Source organism: Photorhabdus caribbeanensis, from assembly GCF_018448885.1.
In the GTDB taxonomy this organism is placed as follows: Bacteria; Pseudomonadota; Gammaproteobacteria; order Enterobacterales; family Enterobacteriaceae; genus Photorhabdus; species Photorhabdus caribbeanensis.
Genome location: NZ_RCWB01000039.1, coordinates 21107 through 42674, shown reverse-complemented (window position 1 = coordinate 42674; position 21568 = coordinate 21107). Strand labels below are relative to the sequence as shown.

General features: G+C 41.8%; 20 protein-coding genes and 1 riboswitch. Of the genes, 9 read left to right on the top strand and 11 right to left on the bottom strand.

Translation table 11 applies throughout. The features are described 5' to 3' along the window. The first annotated feature begins 612 nt into the window (after window positions 1-612). Together purH and purD are read left to right on the top strand one after the other, a co-directional pair. Window positions 613-2202, top strand: coding sequence for a bifunctional phosphoribosylaminoimidazolecarboxamide formyltransferase/IMP cyclohydrolase (purH, locus tag EAE90_RS19795; protein ID WP_214054940.1), 1590 nt, complete (start codon window positions 613-615; stop codon window positions 2200-2202). A gap of 21 nt (window positions 2203-2223) precedes the next feature. After that, the gene (gene purD / locus EAE90_RS19790; protein WP_214054939.1) at window positions 2224-3507 is read left to right on the top strand and encodes a phosphoribosylamine--glycine ligase; all 1284 of its coding nucleotides are present in this window, start codon (window positions 2224-2226) and stop codon (window positions 3505-3507) included. A gap of 18 nt (window positions 3508-3525) precedes the next feature. Here purD and EAE90_RS19785 read toward each other — a convergent pair whose 3' ends face one another. From EAE90_RS19785 to nudC, 6 genes are all read right to left on the bottom strand, one after another. Beyond that, entirely contained in the window at window positions 3526-4167 is a 642-nt protein-coding gene (locus tag EAE90_RS19785; protein WP_246550984.1) for a DUF1481 domain-containing protein, read from the bottom strand. A gap of 68 nt (window positions 4168-4235) precedes the next feature. After that, window positions 4236-4508, bottom strand: a complete 273-nt coding sequence (hupA, locus tag EAE90_RS19780) for a nucleoid-associated protein HU-alpha (protein WP_012776594.1) — start codon at window positions 4506-4508, stop codon at window positions 4236-4238. A gap of 186 nt (window positions 4509-4694) precedes the next feature. Next, a complete protein-coding gene (locus tag EAE90_RS19775) occupies window positions 4695-5285 on the bottom strand; it encodes a YjaG family protein (protein ID WP_214054937.1) in 591 nt (196 codons plus the stop codon). A 76-nt stretch (window positions 5286-5361) separates the two neighbouring features. Further along, window positions 5362-6030 carry a deoxyribonuclease V gene (gene nfi / locus EAE90_RS19770; RefSeq protein WP_214054936.1) on the bottom strand — a complete coding sequence of 223 codons (669 nt, stop codon included), beginning with the start codon at window positions 6028-6030 and terminating at the stop codon, window positions 5362-5364. A 4-nt stretch (window positions 6031-6034) separates the two neighbouring features. Beyond that, entirely contained in the window at window positions 6035-7099 is a 1065-nt protein-coding gene (gene hemE, locus EAE90_RS19765; protein ID WP_214054935.1) for a uroporphyrinogen decarboxylase, read from the bottom strand. Between the two features lie 110 nt (window positions 7100-7209). Next, window positions 7210-7977 (bottom strand): NAD(+) diphosphatase, encoded by a 768-nt coding sequence (gene nudC, locus EAE90_RS19760; RefSeq protein ID WP_214054942.1) that lies wholly within the window; start codon window positions 7975-7977, stop codon window positions 7210-7212. A 164-nt stretch (window positions 7978-8141) separates the two neighbouring features. On the opposite strand from nudC, the gene EAE90_RS19755 reads away from it, so the two are divergent. After that, window positions 8142-8804 (top strand): HAD family hydrolase, encoded by a 663-nt coding sequence (locus EAE90_RS19755; protein WP_214054934.1) that lies wholly within the window; start codon window positions 8142-8144, stop codon window positions 8802-8804. Window positions 8805-9066: 262 nt separating this feature from the next. Here the strand turns inward: EAE90_RS19755 and EAE90_RS19750 are convergent, their stop codons facing one another. The 5 genes from EAE90_RS19750 to EAE90_RS19730 all read right to left on the bottom strand — a co-directional run bounded on the left by EAE90_RS19750 (window position 9067) and on the right by EAE90_RS19730 (window position 15068). Continuing rightward, window positions 9067-10041 (bottom strand): Rpn family recombination-promoting nuclease/putative transposase, encoded by a 975-nt coding sequence (locus tag EAE90_RS19750; protein WP_214054933.1) that lies wholly within the window; start codon window positions 10039-10041, stop codon window positions 9067-9069. Window positions 10042-11241: 1200 nt separating this feature from the next. After that, window positions 11242-12351: a hypothetical protein gene (locus EAE90_RS19745; RefSeq protein WP_214054932.1), complete on the bottom strand. Its 1110-nt coding sequence runs from the start codon at window positions 12349-12351 to the stop codon at window positions 11242-11244. After that, on the bottom strand, window positions 12339-12893 hold the full coding sequence (locus EAE90_RS19740) for a DUF6817 domain-containing protein (protein ID WP_214054931.1): 555 nt from the start codon (window positions 12891-12893) through the stop codon (window positions 12339-12341). The genes EAE90_RS19745 and EAE90_RS19740 overlap by 13 nt, the downstream gene beginning before the upstream one ends. Then, window positions 12890-14131: an MFS transporter gene (locus EAE90_RS19735; RefSeq protein WP_214054930.1), complete on the bottom strand. Its 1242-nt coding sequence runs from the start codon at window positions 14129-14131 to the stop codon at window positions 12890-12892. The genes EAE90_RS19740 and EAE90_RS19735 overlap by 4 nt, the downstream gene beginning before the upstream one ends. Continuing rightward, window positions 14118-15068 carry an aKG-HExxH-type peptide beta-hydroxylase gene (locus EAE90_RS19730; RefSeq protein ID WP_054481614.1) on the bottom strand — a complete coding sequence of 317 codons (951 nt, stop codon included), beginning with the start codon at window positions 15066-15068 and terminating at the stop codon, window positions 14118-14120. Before EAE90_RS19730 ends, EAE90_RS19735 begins: the two co-directional genes overlap by 14 nt. A 414-nt stretch (window positions 15069-15482) precedes the next feature. Further along, window positions 15483-15608, top strand: a riboswitch (TPP riboswitch). 104 nt (window positions 15609-15712) lie between these two features. Between EAE90_RS19730 and thiC the strand changes: the two genes are divergently transcribed. From thiC to thiH, 6 genes are read left to right on the top strand one after another with little or no spacing between them, the layout of a single operon-like run. Further along, a complete protein-coding gene (thiC, locus tag EAE90_RS19725; RefSeq protein ID WP_214054929.1) occupies window positions 15713-17650 on the top strand; it encodes a phosphomethylpyrimidine synthase ThiC in 1938 nt (645 codons plus the stop codon). Continuing rightward, window positions 17634-18284 carry a thiamine phosphate synthase gene (thiE, locus tag EAE90_RS19720; protein ID WP_214054928.1) on the top strand — a complete coding sequence of 217 codons (651 nt, stop codon included), beginning with the start codon at window positions 17634-17636 and terminating at the stop codon, window positions 18282-18284. Before thiC ends, thiE begins: the two co-directional genes overlap by 17 nt. Window positions 18285-18294: 10 nt before the next feature. Next, window positions 18295-19044, top strand: coding sequence for a HesA/MoeB/ThiF family protein (locus EAE90_RS19715; RefSeq protein WP_214054927.1), 750 nt, complete (start codon window positions 18295-18297; stop codon window positions 19042-19044). Next, complete coding sequence (thiS, locus tag EAE90_RS19710; protein ID WP_214054926.1) at window positions 19041-19241, top strand: sulfur carrier protein ThiS; 201 nt, start codon at window positions 19041-19043, stop codon at window positions 19239-19241. The genes EAE90_RS19715 and thiS overlap by 4 nt, the downstream gene beginning before the upstream one ends. Before the next feature lies 1 nt (window position 19242). Further along, window positions 19243-20010, top strand: coding sequence for a thiazole synthase (locus EAE90_RS19705; protein ID WP_214054925.1), 768 nt, complete (start codon window positions 19243-19245; stop codon window positions 20008-20010). A gap of 14 nt (window positions 20011-20024) precedes the next feature. After that, window positions 20025-21149, top strand: a complete 1125-nt coding sequence (gene thiH / locus EAE90_RS19700; protein ID WP_214054941.1) for a 2-iminoacetate synthase ThiH — start codon at window positions 20025-20027, stop codon at window positions 21147-21149. The last annotated feature ends 419 nt before the right edge of the window (window positions 21150-21568 follow it).

Sequence of the window (21568 nt, the reverse complement as noted above, 5' to 3'; positions counted from 1 at the left end):
GGTCTTGTGAGTGCCCACACAGATTGTCTGATTAATTGTTAAAGAGCAGGCTGAATTAAAATTTCATATTCTCGTTCAGCCGGGCTGCGTATACTACGCTTTTCGCCCGCAGAGTCAAGCGCTTATTGCCGCTTTCCCTGCCTGACCTCACAATGTTTATCAGCGTTGTGTCGGTCAGTGGTGGCGCATTATAGGGAATTCTTCGGTGCTGGCAATAGTTATTTTAAAAAAAATTGATCGCTTGATTAATTCCACAGCAAAACTCTATTTTTTACCTACTTACTAACAGATTTATCCACAAATGGCTAGTTGGATGAAAATTTATCGAGCATCACGCAAACGTTTTCGTTACAATCTGGTGGTTAAAATCATCAAACGATTTTATCTGACTATATTGAAATGTTATTGCAGTGCCCATTTTTTATGTCCTGATATATACCTTATGGATTTCAAGATGTGTCGCGACGGCAAGGGAACGAATCCCTGGGAGCATAGCGAACTATGTGACCAGGGTGAGTGCAGCCAACAAAGAGGCAACTTGAAAGATAACGGGTATAGTGGGTTCTTCCCAATAACATGTTACTGCCTTACAAAATCCAAGGGATCAAATCCATGCAACAGCTTCGTCCAATCCGTCGTGCCCTGCTTAGCGTTTCCGATAAATCAGGGGTTGTTGAATTTGCCAAAGCCTTATCTCAACGCGGTGTCGAATTGCTTTCCACTGGTGGCACAGCTCGTTTACTCGCTGAATCAGATCTAAAGGTTACTGAAGTTTCAGATTACACCGGCTTTCCTGAAATGATGGATGGCCGTGTTAAGACGTTGCATCCTAAAGTACATGGCGGAATCCTTGGCCGCCGAGGACAAGATGATGAAATCATGGAGCAACACCAAATCTCACCGATTGATATGGTGGTTGTGAATCTATATCCATTCGCTCAGACCGTCGCTAAACCCGATTGCACTCTAGCAGATGCTGTTGAAAACATTGATATCGGCGGCCCAACTATGGTTCGTTCTGCGGCTAAGAACCATAAAGATGTCGCAATTGTGGTTAATAGTCATGATTATGAAAAAATCATTGAAGAGATGGACAACAATCAGGGGTCATTAACACAATCGACTCGCTTCGATTTAGCCATTAAAGCTTTTGAACACACTGCTGCTTATGACAGCATGATTGCTAACTATTTTGGCAAGCTGGTTCCTTCTTATCATGGCGACACTACTCAGCCGTCAGGACGTTTCCCCCGAACTCTGAATTTAAATTTTATTAAAAAGCAAGATATGCGCTACGGTGAGAACAGTCATCAGGATGCTGCTTTCTATATAGAAGAGAATCTCTCTGAATCATCTATTGCTACTGCAACTCAGTTACAAGGTAAAGCGCTTTCCTATAATAACATTGCAGATACAGATGCAGCCTTGGAATGCGTTAAAGAATTCACAGAGTCCGCATGCGTTATTGTTAAGCACGCTAACCCATGCGGTGTAGCCATTGGGAAAGATATCCACGAAGCTTATGATCGCGCATTCAAAACAGATCCAACCTCCGCTTTCGGCGGTATTATTGCTTTCAACCGCGAACTTGATATTAAAACTGCACAAGCCATTATCGACCGTCAATTCGTTGAGGTAATTATTGCCCCATCAGTAAATAAAGATGCACTACCGGTGCTAGCTACCAAGCAAAATGTCCGCGTTCTGGTATGTGGTGAATGGGAAACCCGAACTTCTGGCCTTGATTTTAAACGAGTTAACGGTGGCCTGCTGGTACAAGATCGCGATCTTGGGATGGTAGCAGCAACTAACTTACGTGTAGTTTCCAAACGTCAACCCACTGAGCAAGAAATGAAAGATGCTCTGTTCTGCTGGAAGGTTGCTAAGTTTGTCAAATCCAATGCTATTGTTTACGCAAAAAATGATATGACCATCGGTATTGGCGCAGGCCAAATGAGCCGTGTCTATTCCGCAAAAATTGCTGGGATCAAAGCAGCCGATGAAGGCTTAGAAGTTCAGGGATGCGCAATGGCGTCTGACGCATTTTTCCCATTCCGCGACGGCATTGATGCTGCTGCGGCTGTCGGCGTGAGTTGCATTATCCAACCTGGCGGTTCAATCCGTGACGACGAAGTGATTGCCGCGGCTGATGAACACGGTATTGCTATGATTTTCACCGGTATGCGCCATTTTCGCCACTAATCAATAGCAGGAGTTAATCTGATGAATATTTTAATTGTTGGTAGCGGTGGACGTGAACATGCTCTGGCATGGAAAGCAGCTCAATCTCCTTTAGCTGATAAAATTTATGTCGCGCCAGGAAATGCAGGAACTGCTCTAGAAAGCAATCTCGAAAATATTGACATCTCGGCGACAGATATCAACGGTTTGTTGGTATTTGCGCAAAGCCATGATATTGGGCTGACTATCGTTGGCCCTGAAGCGCCATTGGTAATGGGTATTGTCGATGCATTCCAAAAAGCCGGGTTAACTATTTTTGGCCCAACTCAGGCTGCCGCTCAACTAGAAGGTTCAAAAGCATTTACCAAAGATTTTCTGGCACGCCATCAAATCCCAACTGCGGCTTATCAAAATTTTACAGAAATCGAACCGGCTCTTGCCTACCTGGATAAAGTCGGCGTCCCTATTGTTATAAAAGCTGACGGACTGGCCGCGGGTAAAGGTGTGATTGTTGCGATGACACAGGAAGAGGCTCAATCCGCCATAAAAGATATGCTAGCAGGAAATGCGTTTGGTGATGCAGGCCATCGTATTGTTATTGAAGAGTTTTTAACAGGTGAAGAAGCTAGTTTTATCGTTATGGTCGATGGCAAGAATGTTATTCCAATGGCAACCAGTCAGGATCATAAACGCATAGGCGACGGCGACACAGGCCCAAATACCGGCGGTATGGGAGCCTACTCTCCCGCTCCGGTCGTCACCGATGAAATCCACCAGCGCATTATGGAAGAGATTATTTACCCTACCGTTAATGGTATGGCTGCTGAGGGGCATGTCTATACGGGGTTTCTTTATGCCGGCTTGATGATCAACGAAAATGGCGAACCAAAAGTCATTGAATTTAACTGTCGCTTTGGTGATCCAGAAACGCAACCCATCATGATGCGTATGCGTTCTGATCTGGTTGAACTCTGTCTAGCTGGAGCAAAAGGAGAGCTTGCAGGTAAAACTTCTCATTGGGATGAACGCCCTGCTCTGGGTGTAGTACTGGCTGCCGGTGGGTATCCTGCTGATTATCACAAAGGGGATATTATTCATGGCTTGCCCCAACAAGAAAATGAAAGTAGCAAAGTTTTCCATGCAGGTACTGCAATGCAAGGCCATGATGTTGTTACCGCCGGCGGACGTGTTCTGTGTGCTACAGCATTGGGGGAAACCATTATAGATGCACAGAAAAATGCTTACCAACAAGCAAAAGCGATTGAATGGAATAGCTGTTTTTACCGTAAGGATATCGGATATCGGGCAATTAACCGATTGAAGTAATCATAAAACTGACGAAGGTCAGAGGCTGTCCTTCGTCGGTTCCCAACGACAAAAGTCATTATTGGCTACCAACAATAATTCGCGGCCAGCAGGCGCTTCCAACCAGGCAATGGTTAATTGGCCGTAGCTGTTTTTTTCGCGCTGTTCAAGCCATGTCCTTGCGTAAGGTTCAAACTCAACAGAAATCGTTTCACCTGCACAGGTAGTGACTTTACCGTTATTCCAGTGCCCTTGCATCAAACGTACATTTCCTGCGATCAACGCATCACTTAATTCAAGCGTCCGTTTAGCGTCAAACTGCATACGAACAATATCATCGCTGGAAAGTAGCTCACGCCGCGTTTTCGACTGTTTTTGCATAAAAATCACATCACCGGATTTATCCAAACGAAGCTGTTCAGACAGTGGATTTTTATCATTCAAAATTTCACGACGAATTTGGCGCAAATCGCCCTGCTTATATTCATAAAAAGTCACGACGGTATTGTCATTACGGTAGGGGCTGTAAACACTCATCAGCACCCGAGGTTTACTATCCTGATCATTGAGACGCCACAAGCGGACAACGCCGTCATCTGCAATGAAGCCACTTGCGCTGAAAGAAGGTTCTTTAGGTTGATTGGTACAGGCGCTGAGCGCGAAGACGAATCCTAGTGTCATCAGCCCCTGACGAACCAACAAAAGGGGATAAATAATACCCCTTCTATTTTTTCTTTTTTGCAACGAAATTATTTCACTGCGTCTTTCAGCGCCTTACCAGCAGAGAAAGCAGGTACGTTTGCAGCCGCGATGGTAATTTCTTTACCGGTTTGCGGGTTACGACCAGTACGCTCTGCGCGGTGGTTAACTTTGAAAGTACCAAAACCTACCAGTTGTACTGAATCACCCGCTTTCAGGGATTCGGTGATTGCATTCAAAGTTGATTCCAGAGCAGCTTTTGCCTGAGCTTTAGTCAGGTCTGTGCTTTCTGCGATTGCATCAACTAATTCAGTCTTATTCATAGATTATCCTTACAGTGTGTTTATCGTTTGCAAAGCATCGAGTGCGACGGATATGCCGAATGACAGCACCCCTGCATACACGCACCGATAGCCACTTCTTTTCACCCCCCAAATGTAGAACAGAGTGGGGGCAAAAGTGAAGCCTTTGAACATGGCATTTAAAGCATTAAATCACGTTTTTTCACTTTACTGCGTTAAATTTATGCCAATGTTGCTCGTTCCTGACTCCCGGAGGTCAGCTTTCAATCCTTTAATCAACTCAATATCCCGCTCTTCGCAGCTAACCAATAAGCGATAAATTTCCCATTGGATATCCCACTCTTGTTCAATAGCAGGTAACATTTTCAATTCTTCATCGGTCATTTCTTTCCCGGCCTGGGTCATTTCAAGCATAGCAACGGTGCGAATTGAAATCTCACTCACTGCAATTGCATGCTCCAATGTTTCACCACTCAGACGAGCATGAATAGTTTCCCCTAATGCAATACATGCATCAATGGCCGGGTACACACCGTAAATATCGTAATCATCCGCTGAGGGAATAACTTGTTCCAACTTTTCCAGCTGATTATCAAAATTCACTTTGGCATCTTTTACAACTAATATTTCCCACACCAAATCCAGAATACGGCGGTAAAGAGCTGGTTCTGCAAACGCGGTCTGGCAACAGAACATCTGGTAATTTGGATACATCCGTTCGCACAGACTTGCCATAAAGGTCAAATGCTGCCAGCTTTCAAGTTTTTCCAGCCGTAAATGTATCGGGTTTCGTAACATTAGTTTTTACTCATTATGCACAATTTGCTCCGCAGTTTACCTGAAATTCAAGAATATCCACATGCTTACACCGAATTTAAGGATTTTTCTGTATCATTTGTTCAAAAAACACCCTATTTGAGGCTACGCCATCTGCCCAGCGGGTTGTTTCAGGCAGACGATAACCTTTCATACAACGTTCCACCCATAACAATGCACTATCAAGACTGATTCGATGCCCTGTAGAAATATACAACGGATTACAACGTTTTTTACTTCGCCACACCCAACCAATTTGCTCCTCTTTATCAATCAAAGGTTGGCAACTGCCGGGCTGTTCTCCCAATGGTTCGCTTTCACCACATAAACGACGTTTTGCCACACCAATCGTGGGTACATTAGCTAATAAACCAAAATGGCTGGCAACACCTAAACGACGTGGATGAGCAATGCCATGACCGTCCACCATCACCAGATCAGGTTTATGTTTCAACAACTGCCAGGCAGCTATTAATGCAGGGTATTCACGGAAAGAGAGTAAACCGGGAATATAAGGCAATGTAGTTTCAATTCGGGCTATCTGATACTCCACCAATTCAAGAGTAGGATAAGAGAGAACCGCTATTGCTGCACGAGTAATCGCCCCCTGCTGTTCGAAGCCCACATCAGCACCAGCGATCAATTTAGGCAGGGAAAAATCATCATAACGGATAACCTGTTGAGCCTTTTCTACTTGTTCCTGACGTAACGCTTTCGTATTAACCATATTCTTACTGATGATATTTAGCTGAAAGTTTATGTACCGCTTCCACAAATACACCAGCGTGTTCCGGCAGTACATCCTGATGGATACCATGACCAAGGTTAAAGACATGGCCAGCACCCGCGCCAAAACCTTGCAAAATTGTCGAAACTTCCTGTTCAATCCGCTTTGGAGAGGCGTATAACATGGATGGGTCCATGTTACCCTGCAAAGCGACTTTATTCCCCACACGACGGCGCGCATCGGCAATATCTGTCGTCCAGTCCAGACCAAGCGCATCACAACCGGTTTCAGCCATTGCTTCCAGCCATTGTCCACCACCTTTAGTAAACAGTGTCACCGGCACACGACGTCCTTCATTTTCACGGATCAGACCATCAACAATTTTGTGCATATAATGCAGGGAAAATTCCCGATAATCCCGCCCCGTCAGGACGCCCCCCCAGGTGTCGAAAATCATCACAGATTGAGCGCCAGCTTTAATTTGAGCATTGAGATAAAGAATAACGCTGTCTGCCAGCTTATCCAACAGCAAGTGCATTATGGCAGGTTCGACATACATCATTTTTTTGATTTTAGTGAATGCCTTGCTGCTGCCACCCTCGACCATATAAGTCGCCAGTGTCCACGGACTACCGGAAAAGCCAATCAAAGGAACCTGCCCCGCCAGCGCCTTACGAATCGCACGCACTGCGTCCATCACATAACCCAGCCCCATTTCTGGATCAGGCACCGGCAATTTTTCCACATCAGCACGGCTGGAAACAGGAAATTTAAAACGTGGGCCTTCACCTGCTTCAAAATAGAGTCCCAGTCCCATAGCATCAGGAATGGTGAGAATATCAGAGAAGAGAATTGCCGCATCCAGCGGATAACGCCGCAAAGGTTGTAAAGTGACTTCACAAGCGAGCTCAGTGTTTTTACACAAAGAAATAAAATCACCGGCTTCAGCACGAGTAGCTTGATACTCAGGTAAATAGCGGCCAGCCTGGCGCATCATCCAAACAGGTGTAACATCAACGGGTTGACGTAATAAAGCTCGCAAATAACGGTCGTTTTTCAGCACATTCATGGCAGGCTCCATCTATTTTATTGGCCGCAATATAATCTGACTACAATTGATTAGGCGTCATTGTAACATGACAGGTAGATCTCTCCCGTTGAATTGCGACAAACTGTACATTACACATTTCGGCACAGAACAATCGTATCTTCAATCAACCGACGAGCAATAGTATTGTGTGGTGGAATCAATGGCAGTTGCTCATAGTGATACCAATCCGCACTAATCAGCTCTTTCGGATCATGACGGATCTCCCCACTATCATAATCAGCCAGAAATGCCATCATCAATGAATGAGGGAAAGGCCACGGCTGGGAAGCCACATAACGTAAATTACGAATTTTAATATTACTCTCTTCCATCACTTCGCGAACGACAGCTTCTTCGAGTGTCTCACCGACTTCAACAAATCCCGCCAGTACTGTATACACATCTCCACGATGATGCTGATGTTGAGCCAGCAAAATATGATCATCCCGACGAATACCGACAATAATACAAGGTGCAATCTGCGGATAATAACGTTCATGGCAGTGATGACACAGACAAGCCCATTCACTGACGCTATGGTGCATTTCACTACCGCAATAACCACAATATTGGTGAGAGCGATAAAACTCCGCCAATTGCACTCCCCGGCCAGCTAATTGAAACAAGCCACGATCACTTGCAATAATTTGCCGTAAGGAAACCATATTTGCAGCCATTTTCTGACGAATAAGCCAAACTTTCTCACCTTGCCACTCGCCGATAGGCAAAGCTATTTTTCCTTGCAGTGACCATTGAATTGCCATTCCAAAAGGTAATTCGCCTTTAGGGAGCCAAATACGATTTTCATCGCTGATAACCCACCAGCCACGTTCTGTATCTGTAATTTGTCGTTGCATCATCATCACTATGACATCTTAATTTTAATATCTGTATAAATCATACGCTTTTTAATCAAAAAAGCCTGCTTTATTACTCTTATCAAGATCGTATTGCTCGCTTTGACAGTAATCGGCATTATTCTCAACTATCAATATACGTTAGACTTGAGGAGCACAACACCATGTCACAACTACTTGCCATGTTTGATCTGGATGACACTTTAATCTCCGGTGATTCCAGTGCTATATGGACAGAATTTTTGTGGGAAAAAGGCATCATTACTGATCCAAGTTTTATCGAAGCAGATAAAAAAATGATGGCTGATTACGGCTCAGGCTCACTGGATATGAGTGGTTATCTGGCATTTAGCCTGCAAACACTGCATCAAGTTCCACAAGAGCAAGTTGATCTTTGGTTGACTGAATTTGTTAACGAAAAAATTAGACCACGATTTTACCCACAAGCCAAAGCCCTAATTACAGAGTATCAACAGCAACAAATTCCAATCATTATTATCTCAGCTACTGTCTCTTTTATTGTAAAAAAGATTGCTACCGAATTGGGTATTCACACAGCACTGGGCATTGATATGGTAATGGAAAATGGCTGTTATACCGGTCAAATAGACGGTATTGCGACTTTCCGTGAAGGTAAAGTAAAACGGATAAAACAGTGGCTGGAACAGCAAAATAGTTATCCTGAAATTATCCGCTTTTACAGCGATTCAATTAATGATCTCCCAATGTGTCAGTTTGCCGACGAAGTAATTACAGTCAATGCCGATGCCGGTTTAAAAGCCGAAGCACAACAACATGGTTGGAAACAATTAATCTGGTCACTGTAAATATTTTCAATCAGTAATGGGTTTATGGTTTCCATAATCCCATCTATACCCGTCATCTCTCAACAGGCAACCCAATTGTTGGGGGAAGAATATTGCAATAAAATTGAGGTCTTGACGAAACAGAACAAGTCATTTTGTTTCCGCAAACAACCCACCTAATCGTGTTCCCCATGCTCTTAAGGTGTCATTTCGCTCCCTATAAATGAGAACAAAAATGCCGATCTTGAATATCGGCATTTTGCTGTGAAAGAAGAAGATTAATTTAATGCTTTAACGCTTCAATTTTATCCCGGCTCAGTCCGGTACTGGTGATAATAATATCCAGGTTGACGCCATGCCGTAATAAGGCGCGAGCCGTTTCCACTTTACCTTTCTCTCGGCCTAGTTCAATGCCTTCCTCTCGGCCTAGTTCAATACCTTTCTCCCGGCCTAGTTCAATACCTTCCTCTCGGCCTCGCTCAATACCTCGCTCAAGCCCTTTTTGTTCAAGCTGTTCTGCAATAGTCATCAACATCGTTTCATGCTCCGGAGATTGTTCAATCAGTTGATGGACAAATTGTGAGAGATCCAGCGTATGTCCATTCAGTAAAATATAGTATAACACCACATTGCGCTGTTCGGCTGTATTATACCCTGCATTCAAGAGTTCCACCAATTGGGGGACCCATTCCAGTATATCCCGGCAGCGGATATGTTTTTGCACCAGTTCCATCAGGGCAACCCCTTTATGCGTCAGGATTTCTTCATCGCTGAGTACACTGACGTCCACCAACGGAAACGCCTGGCAGTACAAGCGGGCAGCCTGTTCAGGGAACGTAAAACAATCCAGCCACCGGTTTGAGTAAGGATAAGGACGAACCTCACCATGATAAAACAGCAAAGGCACCACCAAAGGGAGTTCAGTATGGCCTTTTTTCAGGTGCGCCGTCATAGCTGACATGGCATAACCCATCAACCGCCAGGCCATCAACGGGTCAGGAGTGGACTGATGTTCAATCAGACAATAGACATAGCCCTGCCCCCGAGCCGTTTCAACCGAGTACAGCACATCACTGTGCAGTTGACGTAAATGCCGGTCCACAAAACTGCCGGACTCCAGTTTCAATGTGGCTAAATCACACAACAACTGAACCTCTTCGGGCAGATAAAGGGATAAAAACTCTTTGGCCGTTTCAGGCTGCGTTAAAAAATGCTTAAATAACGAATCATGGTGAGGCCGTTTTTTTTTCTTTGCCACAATCTGTTTCTCTGTCTTTATCAGTTAGTCATTACCACTCATTGTCAAGGTATAGTATTTCTACCAAGTTACAAAAAACATTGTCTCAGATTTCCTCAGGCAAATCTTTATCGAATGCATTAATAGAAGAGCCTAAAGAATAAAACATCAGAAAAGAAAAAACGATCAAATATTATATTTACAACAACCACTTTATGAAATCCATTCATTTAAATGAGTTTTTAACTTGTATTCATATAATAACTCCCCCTCATCAAAATATCGATTACTTATATTTCCGCTAATCCTGGATGTTCAGATCGAAAAAATTTGGACTGAATTACAGCCAGATGATCTATTATCTCTTTTGTATCCAAAAATTTTTTCAATGCAGTATTAAATCGTAATCTAATTTCTTCCTCATAAATATCGAAATATATATTAGACATTTTATATAAAATTTGACAAATATAGTTAAGTACAAAATAGGCATGAAATATGCCGATCATTGGTCAGCCATTTTCATAAAACAGCCCAACCCGACAATGGTAATTTAATTTTAACCACTTTAGATGAATCAAAGTTTTTCACGCCTTATTTCCTTAACAAGTTATAATTAAAAAATTAACGCTTAGCCAAGCATTATTTAACATAAGGAATTTTTTCCATTTGTTCACTAAAAAATTAATAAACATGAGAAATTGATCACAAAACAACCAGCAACATGGCTGGAAACAATTAATCTAGTCACTGTAAATACTTTCAATCAGTAAAGGTTGTAGTTTTCAGAATCCCTTCTATAACTACTGTTTACTTTCTTGTCGGAGTGCCTAGCGTAAGCTGTTTTGCCGCATTATTTTAATTAGACAATTATTGAATGTATTGTGTCATTCAGCATCTCTGCATTCATGAAGTAATCCAAAAAGCAGGTTGGTGATATAGTAGCAGACAAGGAATGTGCCACTATATTGTTCAGAGGATACAAGCTGTATGCTCCTTCTCTCCCACCTGAAATGATATGCTCAAGATAAACAGGCTTAGTTAATATATTGGAATAATTGAAGAAACACGGAGAACCGTTTATCAATTTCTCTGGCATAAGGTCGAGTATAGCTATACCACTGTGGAGATAAAGATCGATAAACGCGAATTCTATCTGACGCATCTCATCAAGAATATCCATACAAATAAAGTTATCAAAAACCATTTTCTGTGATTCATTCATAGCTGTATTGCAAACCAGTTCATTAAAAAAATATGTTCGGATAACTGACTTGGTATTTCAATAGTTGAACGGAAATCACTGTGATAAAGACCTCCATTAATGCTAGCCATACCAATACTAATCAGATGGCCAATTTCATGAATCACCGTTTTTATTTCAGCTATTCCCAATGGTTGATGAAATAAAGCAGATTTGAGATAAGTTACTGATACAGAGCTATCAAAAATCTTGTCACAAGATATCGCTGTCACTGTACCTTGTATCTGACATGCTTGTATGACAAAACAAAATGAACGCTCATTATGAGTTGATACACGGATGATATACCGATTTGTTGACTCACATTCAATACTAAAATGAGCCTGGCTATGTTTATTTAAGTAAGAAAAAATTAATCTAAGTATTTCAAGCAAGTGAAAATTAAAACATGGCAACGATAGTCTATTTACCAGATTTTTCTGGTACATACGGAATGTAGCAGGATCAGTGAACTGTTTTACATCAATTCCAAAATGATTACAAAGAGTTTTTAGTGAATTTATAAGTTTATGATAATAGATTTCCAATGTGTTCTTAATATTCTCAATATCCTTATTGAAAAGATAATTACATTTATATGAAGCAAAATTTTTATACCCTAGTCTTTGCACGAAATAATTTCTTGCTCCAATCATTTCATCTATAAGATGAAAAATTTTATTTAAAACCTCCTTATTCACATCATTAATCGAGTGTTTAACTTCATATGCTCTATGTAGATTATCTATATTATTGCAATCGGAAAAAAATGATTTAAGATGGTGCTTATCTGTAGATATAAAATGCAGGCCACTAATATCAGACAATAATTTATCAGTTAAAGATCTAAGAATATTTTTAAGATCTTTAATTTCAGTAAAAACATTAACATTACTGTTATATACTCTATGCCCAATATAAATATCTTTGGCAAATTCCGCCCAATTTGGAGTGTGAATAACGCAATCCGCTAATTTTCTCTCAAGTTGGCTGAATGTTAAGAAAAAATCATCGGGAGATATCACACCAATAATATATTTATTATGCAAAATAGCCATCTCTGAATGAATAGAATTTATGCTCTGCATGATAAACTCCAAAACCTATTAAAATCAATTTGTATACCGTGACAACAATAAGATAATATCGGAAATAGTTTCTTAAGGTGTTCCCTTGCATCTTGGTATGTAAAAATGCCTTTCTTTTCTACACACCATATTATCTGTTCAAGTATGTCAGCGACAATGACGTTAACCAAATTAGAGAATATATCTTCAGGAATAGAAATATCTTCAGTCTGAACTCTTAGTGTTACAACATTACCACTCTTTGATATATTATCATAACTTTTTGCATAATGAACTCGCCCATAATAATAAACAAGTAGCTCAACATCCTTTCCAACAATTTGTTGTATATGTTCCCTATCTTTATAACTCACACCAGAATTATTATATATTGAATTTTCATCATATATTGAATGTAACATTCCTGCATTACATGCTACTTCTTCACAACCATATTTATTTAACAATTTTGCAGTATTAACCAAGTGCGACGAATGATGACGATCATATACCTTGTCTTTATCAATTTGGTAAAATTTTTTAATTTCTGTCAATATGCTCATAAATCACCATAATTTTTATCATAAATAGAGTCTATTTCTTCTTTATCTTTACTAAGCAAATCATCAAACATAGGGATATATTTCAGTAATAGAGAAACAACACATATTAGAAAACCACCAATAAGAAGTACAACAGAATAACTCCATTTTTCTATTATCATAGAGAAAAGAATGAATCCGAAAGGATTCCCCAATCCAATAAAAGCGGTATGAACTGTCTGTATTTTTACTCTATGTCTTTCCGGTATAGCGATGGAACGACTAGATTCTATGCTGACATTATTCAGCACAACAGATACTCCGATCAGAAAAGCCAAAAGGCACCAGATTATATGACTGATAAACAAAGATAAACCAACCAGACATAATCCTATCATGAAAAACGAGCAAATAACGGTACGAGCTTTACCGTATATTTTTTCAAAATAGGATTGGAAAAATACTGAAGAACAGATTGCACCAATCGCAGCGCTCGCTTCTATTATTCCGATCACAATAGCACTTGAATGTTTTACTGACTCTACAAAATATGGAATAACAAGAGAAGAAAATGGAACCAGAATCATATTCACTAACAGGGATGAAAGTGCCCAATATGGCTCAAAACGATAACGAAAGAAAAGCCTCATACTGTTAAGTGCAGAAGATGGATTATCTTCCTTCTTCTGCAAAATCCCTGTCCCCCGATTTTTTACTCCATATAGAATGCATATGGATAGGAAAATTAATCCGCATAACGTCCATGTCATATTAATTATCCCTATAACTTCATATCCTGCCATTCCCAAACCGATGCCAAACACATTAAGAGACGCCTGCAACAAAAATGTCTTACGATATGCTTCATCAAGTTCATGTTTACTGACAATAAACGGGATATAAGCATTCACAACAGGAGAATAAAGAGCATCAATTAAGCCAAGTATAATACTAATGATGAAGAAAAAATATATTTCCCCACCGTAACTAATGTTATAAAGGTAATATATTGTTAAAAAAATAAATATAAGATTGAGTACAACAAGAATTTTTTTCTTATCAAGCTGGTCAAAAAGGTGTGACAGAGCGAGACCTGAGATCGTTCTTGAAAGAAAATAAACAAAAAGAAAATACGAAGACAATATTAGCTGGTTACTCTTAATAAGACTTAAAGTGACCAGAGCTACAATTATTCGTGAACTCAAAATATATAATGCTTCCGAAGATCGTATTTTCCAAAAATCATCATTTAACTTCACTGGGAATAATCCTATTCATTTCTTCACTGATACTATCTGCGATAGCATGCCCGATTTCTGTCAATTCTGCATGATTATCTATTATCTCTTTTGTATCAAAGAATTTTTTCAATGCAGTATTAAATCGTGATCTAATTTCTTCTTCATAAATCCCAGAGTATATATTAGATATTTTATATAAAGTTTGACAAATCCGGTTAAGTACAAAATAGGCATGAAATATGCCAATCATGGGTCTACCATCTTCACGAAATGGAGCTTGATAACGTTCTTCAGGATCATTCAAAACAAGATAATCTTGAGCATTAATAATATTTAGTGCATGATGTGCACATTCATGAACGATATGCTCAATATAGTAAGGTACACTATTTTCATCCGCACTATAAAGTAGGATCATCCCCCACATATTAAAGTTGCAGCCTGACCTGATATAATTCCCTTCTGTTTTTCCTGTAAGATATATTGTATCAATAAAACATACACATTCAAGATAGGTATTTTCATCATAGGTTTTCAATAATTCCAGTGCTTCTTGTATCTTCTCTATATCATCTTTTACTTCATGTGCAAATCGGTATCCAACCCTGACTCCTTTATCATCCTGCTCCAATATTTTAAAAAGCATGTTCATATCAAACACAGACTCTATAAAATAATCCAAAGCTTTAATAGATAGCTCTGGCTTTTCTGTATAATCCTGGCATTTTTCTATAGCATTCCGAATGTAATTAATACATAATTCCCTGTTATCCTTTTCGGCTGCATCGATAGCCAAATAATGAGAAGCACATAAATCCCATTTTATGAAAAATCCATCAGGAACTTTAAAGTCAGACTCGGTTATTTCAATTAAATATTCAAGTGAATTACGGATCTGTAATTCGAAATCAGAGCGGAATTGTTTATGCGGATAACATGTCGTAGCGATATTCATCTTCAAGCTCCATATTATTCCCCTTCGTACAAAATACGAAGGGGAATGATCATAAATTAATCATCGTTTTTGTCATTGACAGCCCAACCAGACAATGGTGATTTAATTTTAACTACTTTAGAAGAGTCAAAGTTTTTCATAACCTATTTCCTCAATAAATTATCATCGAAAAAATAACGTTTAGCTAAACAATATTTAGCATAGAAAATATTTAGCATAGAAAATATTTATTATTTATCCACTAAGTAATCTATAAAATGAGGCAGTTATCACACAATAATTTTTTGATTACCATCAATACCCATTGACAAACCGAAGCACAACAACATAGCTGGAAACAATTAATCTGGTCATTATAAATACTTTCAATCAGTAAGGGTTGTAGTTTTCATAATCCCTTCTATACTACTGCTTACTTTCTTGTCGGAGTGCCTAGCGTAAGCTGTTTTATCGCAGCATACACAGGCTGAGACCGTTAATTCGGGATCCGCGGAACCTGATCGGGTTAATACCTGCGAAGGGAACAAGAGTAATCAAGCGCTGTCAGCCCACCCAATTTTTTACGGGCCTGTCCAGCCATCAACTATTACTCCCTGCGAGCTCCAGACAAGCAACTTTCCCAATAACACAGTTAGGAATTTGCTATGTCTCATAACACTATTATCCCTGCAACTGATATTTCACCCAAACCCACCCCGGCACGTCCACGTAAAGCACAACGCGATGCCGCTCAAGAATTTATTAACTCTATTCAAGGCGTGACATTCCCAAATTCACGACGAATTTATCTTCAAGGCTCACGCGAAGATATTCAGGTCCCAATGCGCGAAATTCAGTTATCGCCCACGTTAATTGGCGGCACCAAACAAGAACCTCAGTATGAAGAAAACGAAGCCATTCCGGTTTATGATACTTCCGGCGCTTATGGCGATCCTGATGCCAAACTGGATGTACACGTTGGATTGACCAAACTACGCCAACCGTGGATCGATGAACGCCAAGATACTGAACCTGTTGCCACTCTCGGCTCCGATTTCACTCAGCAACGCCTGGCGGATGCCGGTCTCGATCATTTACGTTTTAATCATCGCCCTCATCCATTAAAAGCCCGTATCGGCAAATGCGTTACTCAATTGCACTATGCCCGTAAAGGCATCATCACACCGGAAATGGAATTTATCGCACTACGGGAAAATATGGGACGCGAACGTATCCGCGGTGATGTGTTACGCCAACAACATCCCGGACAAAGTTTTGGCGCTCAGTTGCCGGAAAATATCACCCCAGAATTTGTCCGTCAGGAAGTCGCAGCCGGTCGGGCGATTATTCCTGCCAATATTAATCACCCTGAATCAGAACCGATGATTATTGGTCGCAATTTTCTGGTGAAGGTTAACGCTAATATCGGTAACTCTTCCGTCACCTCTTCTATTGAGGAAGAAGTAGAAAAGTTAATCTGGTCTACTCGTTGGGGCGCAGATACGGTAATGGATCTCTCCACTGGCCGTTATATCCACGAAACCCGCGAATGGATCTTACGTAACAGCCCGGTTCCTATCGGTACAGTTCCTATTTATCAAGCACTGGAGAAAGTCAATGGCGTCGCGGAAAATCTGACCTGGGAAATGTTCCGTGATACCTTGCTGGAACAAGCGGAACAAGGGGTAGATTACTTCACCATTCATGCCGGTGTATTACTACGCTATGTACCAATGACCGCCAAACGCCTCACCGGGATTGTCTCCCGTGGTGGTTCAATTATGGCGAAATGGTGTCTATCTCATCATCAAGAAAACTTCCTTTACCAACATTTCCGTGAAATTTGTGAAATCTGCGCCGCTTATGATGTTTCCCTATCATTAGGAGACGGTTTACGCCCCGGTTCCATTCAGGATGCTAATGATGAAGCGCAGTTTGCAGAACTGCACACATTAGGCGAATTGACCAAAATTGCCTGGGAATATGATGTTCAGGTGATGATCGAAGGCCCCGGGCATATTCCTATGCAGATGATCCGCCGCAATATGACGGAAGAATTGGAACATTGTCATGAAGCCCCTTTCTATACTCTCGGTCCACTGACAACAGATATTGCCCCCGGTTATGACCATTTCACTTCCGGTATCGGTGCGGCCATGATTGGTTGGTTTGGCTGCGCCATGCTCTGTTATGTGACGCCAAAAGAGCATCTCGGCTTGCCGAACAAAGATGATGTCAAACAAGGGCTAGTTACCTACAAAATTGCGGCTCACGCCGCCGATCTCGCCAAAGGCCATCCCGGCGCACAAATCCGTGATAACGCCATGTCCAAAGCACGTTTTGAATTCCGCTGGGAAGATCAGTTTAATCTGGCGCTCGATCCCGATACTGCCCGCGCCTATCACGATGAAACTCTGCCACAAGCCTCCGGCAAAATTGCCCATTTCTGTTCTATGTGCGGACCTAAATTCTGCTCTATGAAGATTTCTCAGGAAGTACGCGATTACGCCGCGGGTATGGAACAGATGTCTGAAGCATTCCGCGCCCACGGCAGCGAGTTGTATCACAGCGTAGAGGATGTATCTCATGAACAATCTGCCTAACGCGCCATTTGCTCCAACCGAATATAAATTGGGCCTGTATCCAGTCGTGGATTCGCTAGCGTGGATTTCCCGTTTGTTAAAAGCAGGCGTCACCACAATTCAGTTGAGAATTAAAGATCTGCCAGAAGATCAGGTGGAAGAAGAGATTCAACAAGCCATTATGTTCGGCCGCCAATATAACGCTCGTTTGTTTATTAACGATTACTGGCGACTGGCAATAAAGCACGGCGCTTATGGTGTTCATCTAGGGCAGGAAGATTTAGTTATCGCTGATTTGAACGCCATCCAAAAAACGGGATTGCGGTTAGGAATCTCTACCCACGATGAACAAGAGCTGGCACGGGCCAAATCTCTGCGTCCGTCTTATATCGCTCTCGGCCATATTTTCCCAACCACGACCAAAGAGATGCCATCTTCCCCACAAGGGCTGGCAGCACTGAAACGCCAAGTAGAAAGCACACCAGACTATCCCACTGTCGCCATCGGAGGCATCTCTCTTGAACGCGTACCGGATGTCATTGCAACCGGAGTCGGCAGTGTGGCGCTGGTGAGCGCCATTACCAAAGCAAAGGATTGGCGCCAGGCCACCGCACAGCTGCTTCATCTGGTTGAAGGCATTGAGTTGAAGGGATAGAGAGGTTCTTATGTTGAATGATCAAGAATTTATGCGTTACAGCCGACAACTGTTACTCGAAGATATTGGCCCAGAAGGGCAGGAAAAACTGAAATCCAGCCGCGTCCTGATTGTCGGACTGGGAGGGCTAGGCGCTCCCGCTTCCCTCTATCTAGCCGGGGCAGGTGTAGGAACAATTTACCTTGCTGATGATGACCAATTGCACATCTCCAATTTACAACGGCAAATACTTTACCGCACCGAAGAGATCCCTGCCGCAAAAGCGGAACTTGCGGCCAATCAACTCAATGCATTGAATCCATTGATAAAAACAATGATCCTTAATCAACGTCAGAACCTGGAATCTCTGACAACCATCATGAAGCAAGTCGATCTGGTTCTCGATTGCAGTGACAACATGACAACCCGCCACGCTATCAATGCCGCTTGTGTGGCAACGCGAAAGCCATTAATTAGCGGCAGTGCTGTCGGTTTTAGCGGCCAACTTATGGTATTTGAACCCCCTTACCTTCATGGCTGCTATAGCTGTCTCTACCCTGAACAGGAAGAGCCGCTACGGAACTGCCGGACCGCGGGTGTATTAGGTCCGGTAGTCGGTATCATCGGCACATTACAGGCATTGGAAGCCATCAAAATGTTAACCGGGCTTCCCTCTCCGTTAAGCGGCAAACTCCGACTGTTTGATGGTAAACAGCAAAGCTGGAGCACACTACAACTTAACCCGTCGCAACAATGCCCGATTTGCAGAGATATTGCATGAAAATTACGGTAAACGACCAGCCGATGGAGCTTATGGCTCCTCTGGCTATACAGCAATTGCTAGAACAACTTGAACAAACACAACCGGGAATGGCACTGGCTATTAATCAAACCATTATTCCGCGTTCAGAGTGGAATACGCATCAGATCAATAATGGAGACAATATCCTTTTGTTTCAGGCTATTGCTGGAGGTTGATATGTTAAAAATTGCTGATACGACTTTTCATTCCCGTCTATTTACCGGTACAGGCAAATTCGCCAATGCAAATTTAATGACTCAGGCTATAGCCGCTTCCGGCAGCCAGCTTGTCACGATGGCAATGAAACGCATTGATTTGCAGAACGGTAACGACGCAATTTTGGCGCCATTGCAAAAACTTGGCGTCAAATTGCTGCCAAATACTTCCGGGGCCAAAACCGCAGAAGAGGCCCTATTTGCCGCCCGTCTGGCCCGTGAAGCACTGGCAACCAACTGGATCAAGCTGGAGATCCACCCGGATGTGAAATACTTGTTGCCTGATCCGGTTGAAACACTCAAAGGCGCTGAAATGTTGGTCAAAGAAGGGTTTGTCGTGCTGCCATATTGCAGTGCTGATCCCGTTTTGTGTAAACGTCTGGAAGAAGTGGGTTGTGCGGCGGTCATGCCTTTAGGCGCACCAATCGGCTCTAATCAAGGGCTGCTAACCCGAGATTTCCTGCAAATTATTATCGAGCAAGCACAAGTGCCGGTGGTCATTGATGCCGGCATCGGCGCGCCAAGCCATGCATTGGCAGCGATTGAATTGGGTGCGGATGCTGTATTAGTCAACACCGCAATTGCCGTTGCCCGTAATCCAATAAAAATGGCCCAAGCCTTTAAAGTAGCGATTGAAGCGGGTGAATTATCTTATCAAGCTGGTTTGGCAAGTCCAAAACAACATGCTGTTGCATCCAGTCCACTGACCGATTTTCTAGGGGCATTTTGATGATTCATCATCTTATGAGCGGTAGTTTTAGTTACCGCTGGCAGCAGTTAGACTGGGATGATATTACCCTTCGCATTAATAGCAAAACCGCGCAGGATGTTGAACAGGCATTAAGCAGCAACAAATTAAATCTGGACGATTTCATGGCCTTGCTCTCTCCAGCAGCGAAGCCCTATATCGAACCACTGGCACAACGGGCACAACAACTGACTCGTCAACGTTTCGGTAACACCGTTGGTTTTTATGTACCGCTTTATCTCTCCAATTTGTGTGCCAATGACTGCACCTATTGCGGGTTCTCAATGAGTAACCGCATCAAACGCAAGACACTGAATAAAGATGAAATTATTGCCGAATGTCAGGCGATTAAAGCACTGGGCTTCGACAATCTGTTATTAGTCGCCGGAGAACATCAGGGCAAGGTCGGTATGGATTATTTCCGCCGCTATCTGCCACTTATCCGAGAATATTTCAGCTCAATCATGATGGAAGTCCAGCCTATGACACAGGAAGAGTACTCAGAATTAAAAACGCTGGGGCTAGATGGTGTGATGGTTTATCAGGAAACCTATCATGAGCCAACTTACCTGTTGCATCATCTACGGGGTAAGAAACGGGATTTTCACTGGCGATTAGAAACACCCGATCGCCTTGGTCGGGCAAAAATCGACAAAATCGGTTTAGGAGCACTAATTGGCCTTTCTAGTCATTGGCGGACGGACTGCTATATGGTGGCGGAGCATTTATTCTTTCTGCAACGCACATATTGGCAGAGCCGTTACTCCATTTCATTCCCTCGTTTACGACCTTGTGCTGGAGGCATTGAGCCTGCATCGCTGATGAGTGAAGCGGAACTGGTACAACTGATTTGTGCTTTTCGTCTATTTGCGCCAGATGTTGAGCTTTCTATTTCTACTCGTGAATCCCCATTCTTCCGCGATCACGTCATACCACTGGCAATCAACAATGTTAGTGCAGGTTCTAAAACCCAACCCGGTGGTTACGCAGAGAGTAGTCACGAAGAATTGGAACAATTTATGCCGCATGATAATCGTTCTGTTTATCAGATTGCAGAAGTATTAATTAAAGCCGGGTTACAACCAGTATGGAAAGATTGGGATGGCTATTTAGGTCGATAATTTAATTCGATCTCCTCTCAAATAACTCGATTTTAAGTAAAAGCCCTCAACAGGCAATAACCACACGAAATAGGATTTAATATAAAAACTGTCTGGAATCAATACCAGACAGTAATATAATTGATAATAATGTTCGCAATATAAAACCAAGATTAATATGAGAATAAAAAATTGCAGATTATAAAACCCACCAATTACAGAAAGAAAACAAAGCGGCAATATTCACAGATTAAAATCCACTCCTTTTATTTCCCACACCCATTGAACACCATAAATATATCACACAATAATTCCATTAATTATATTATCTATCATTATTATCACCTGCAAAATAATTTCTATTCAAAAGACCTACTCTAATATAAAATTAAATATTTTATCTCTACCAATCCAACCAACATTAAAAATCCATTTCAATC

Excerpts from the sequence above, each read along its gene's own strand:
- hupA (WP_012776594.1), bottom strand. The coding sequence starts at position 4,508 with ATGAATAAGACTGAATTAGTTGATGCAATCGCAGAAAGCACAGACCTG.
- EAE90_RS19715 (WP_214054927.1), top strand. The coding sequence starts at position 18,295 with ATGTTGAATGATCAAGAATTTATGCGTTACAGCCGACAACTGTTACTC.
- thiS (WP_214054926.1), top strand. The coding sequence starts at position 19,041 with ATGAAAATTACGGTAAACGACCAGCCGATGGAGCTTATGGCTCCTCTG.
- purD (WP_214054939.1), top strand. The coding sequence starts at position 2,224 with ATGAATATTTTAATTGTTGGTAGCGGTGGACGTGAACATGCTCTGGCA.
- EAE90_RS19745 (WP_214054932.1), bottom strand. The coding sequence starts at position 12,351 with ATGCAGAGCATAAATTCTATTCATTCAGAGATGGCTATTTTGCATAAT.
- nfi (WP_214054936.1), bottom strand. The coding sequence starts at position 6,030 with ATGGTTAATACGAAAGCGTTACGTCAGGAACAAGTAGAAAAGGCTCAA.
- EAE90_RS19705 (WP_214054925.1), top strand. The coding sequence starts at position 19,243 with ATGTTAAAAATTGCTGATACGACTTTTCATTCCCGTCTATTTACCGGT.
- hemE (WP_214054935.1), bottom strand. The coding sequence starts at position 7,099 with ATGAATGTGCTGAAAAACGACCGTTATTTGCGAGCTTTATTACGTCAA.
- EAE90_RS19785 (WP_246550984.1), bottom strand. The coding sequence starts at position 4,167 with ATGACACTAGGATTCGTCTTCGCGCTCAGCGCCTGTACCAATCAACCT.
- EAE90_RS19755 (WP_214054934.1), top strand. The coding sequence starts at position 8,142 with ATGTCACAACTACTTGCCATGTTTGATCTGGATGACACTTTAATCTCC.
- thiC (WP_214054929.1), top strand. The coding sequence starts at position 15,713 with ATGTCTCATAACACTATTATCCCTGCAACTGATATTTCACCCAAACCC.
- EAE90_RS19730 (WP_054481614.1), bottom strand. The coding sequence starts at position 15,068 with ATGAATATCGCTACGACATGTTATCCGCATAAACAATTCCGCTCTGAT.
- EAE90_RS19775 (WP_214054937.1), bottom strand. The coding sequence starts at position 5,285 with ATGTTACGAAACCCGATACATTTACGGCTGGAAAAACTTGAAAGCTGG.
- purH (WP_214054940.1), top strand. The coding sequence starts at position 613 with ATGCAACAGCTTCGTCCAATCCGTCGTGCCCTGCTTAGCGTTTCCGAT.
- EAE90_RS19740 (WP_214054931.1), bottom strand. The coding sequence starts at position 12,893 with ATGAGCATATTGACAGAAATTAAAAAATTTTACCAAATTGATAAAGAC.
- thiH (WP_214054941.1), top strand. The coding sequence starts at position 20,025 with ATGAGCGGTAGTTTTAGTTACCGCTGGCAGCAGTTAGACTGGGATGAT.
- nudC (WP_214054942.1), bottom strand. The coding sequence starts at position 7,977 with ATGCAACGACAAATTACAGATACAGAACGTGGCTGGTGGGTTATCAGC.
- thiE (WP_214054928.1), top strand. The coding sequence starts at position 17,634 with ATGAACAATCTGCCTAACGCGCCATTTGCTCCAACCGAATATAAATTG.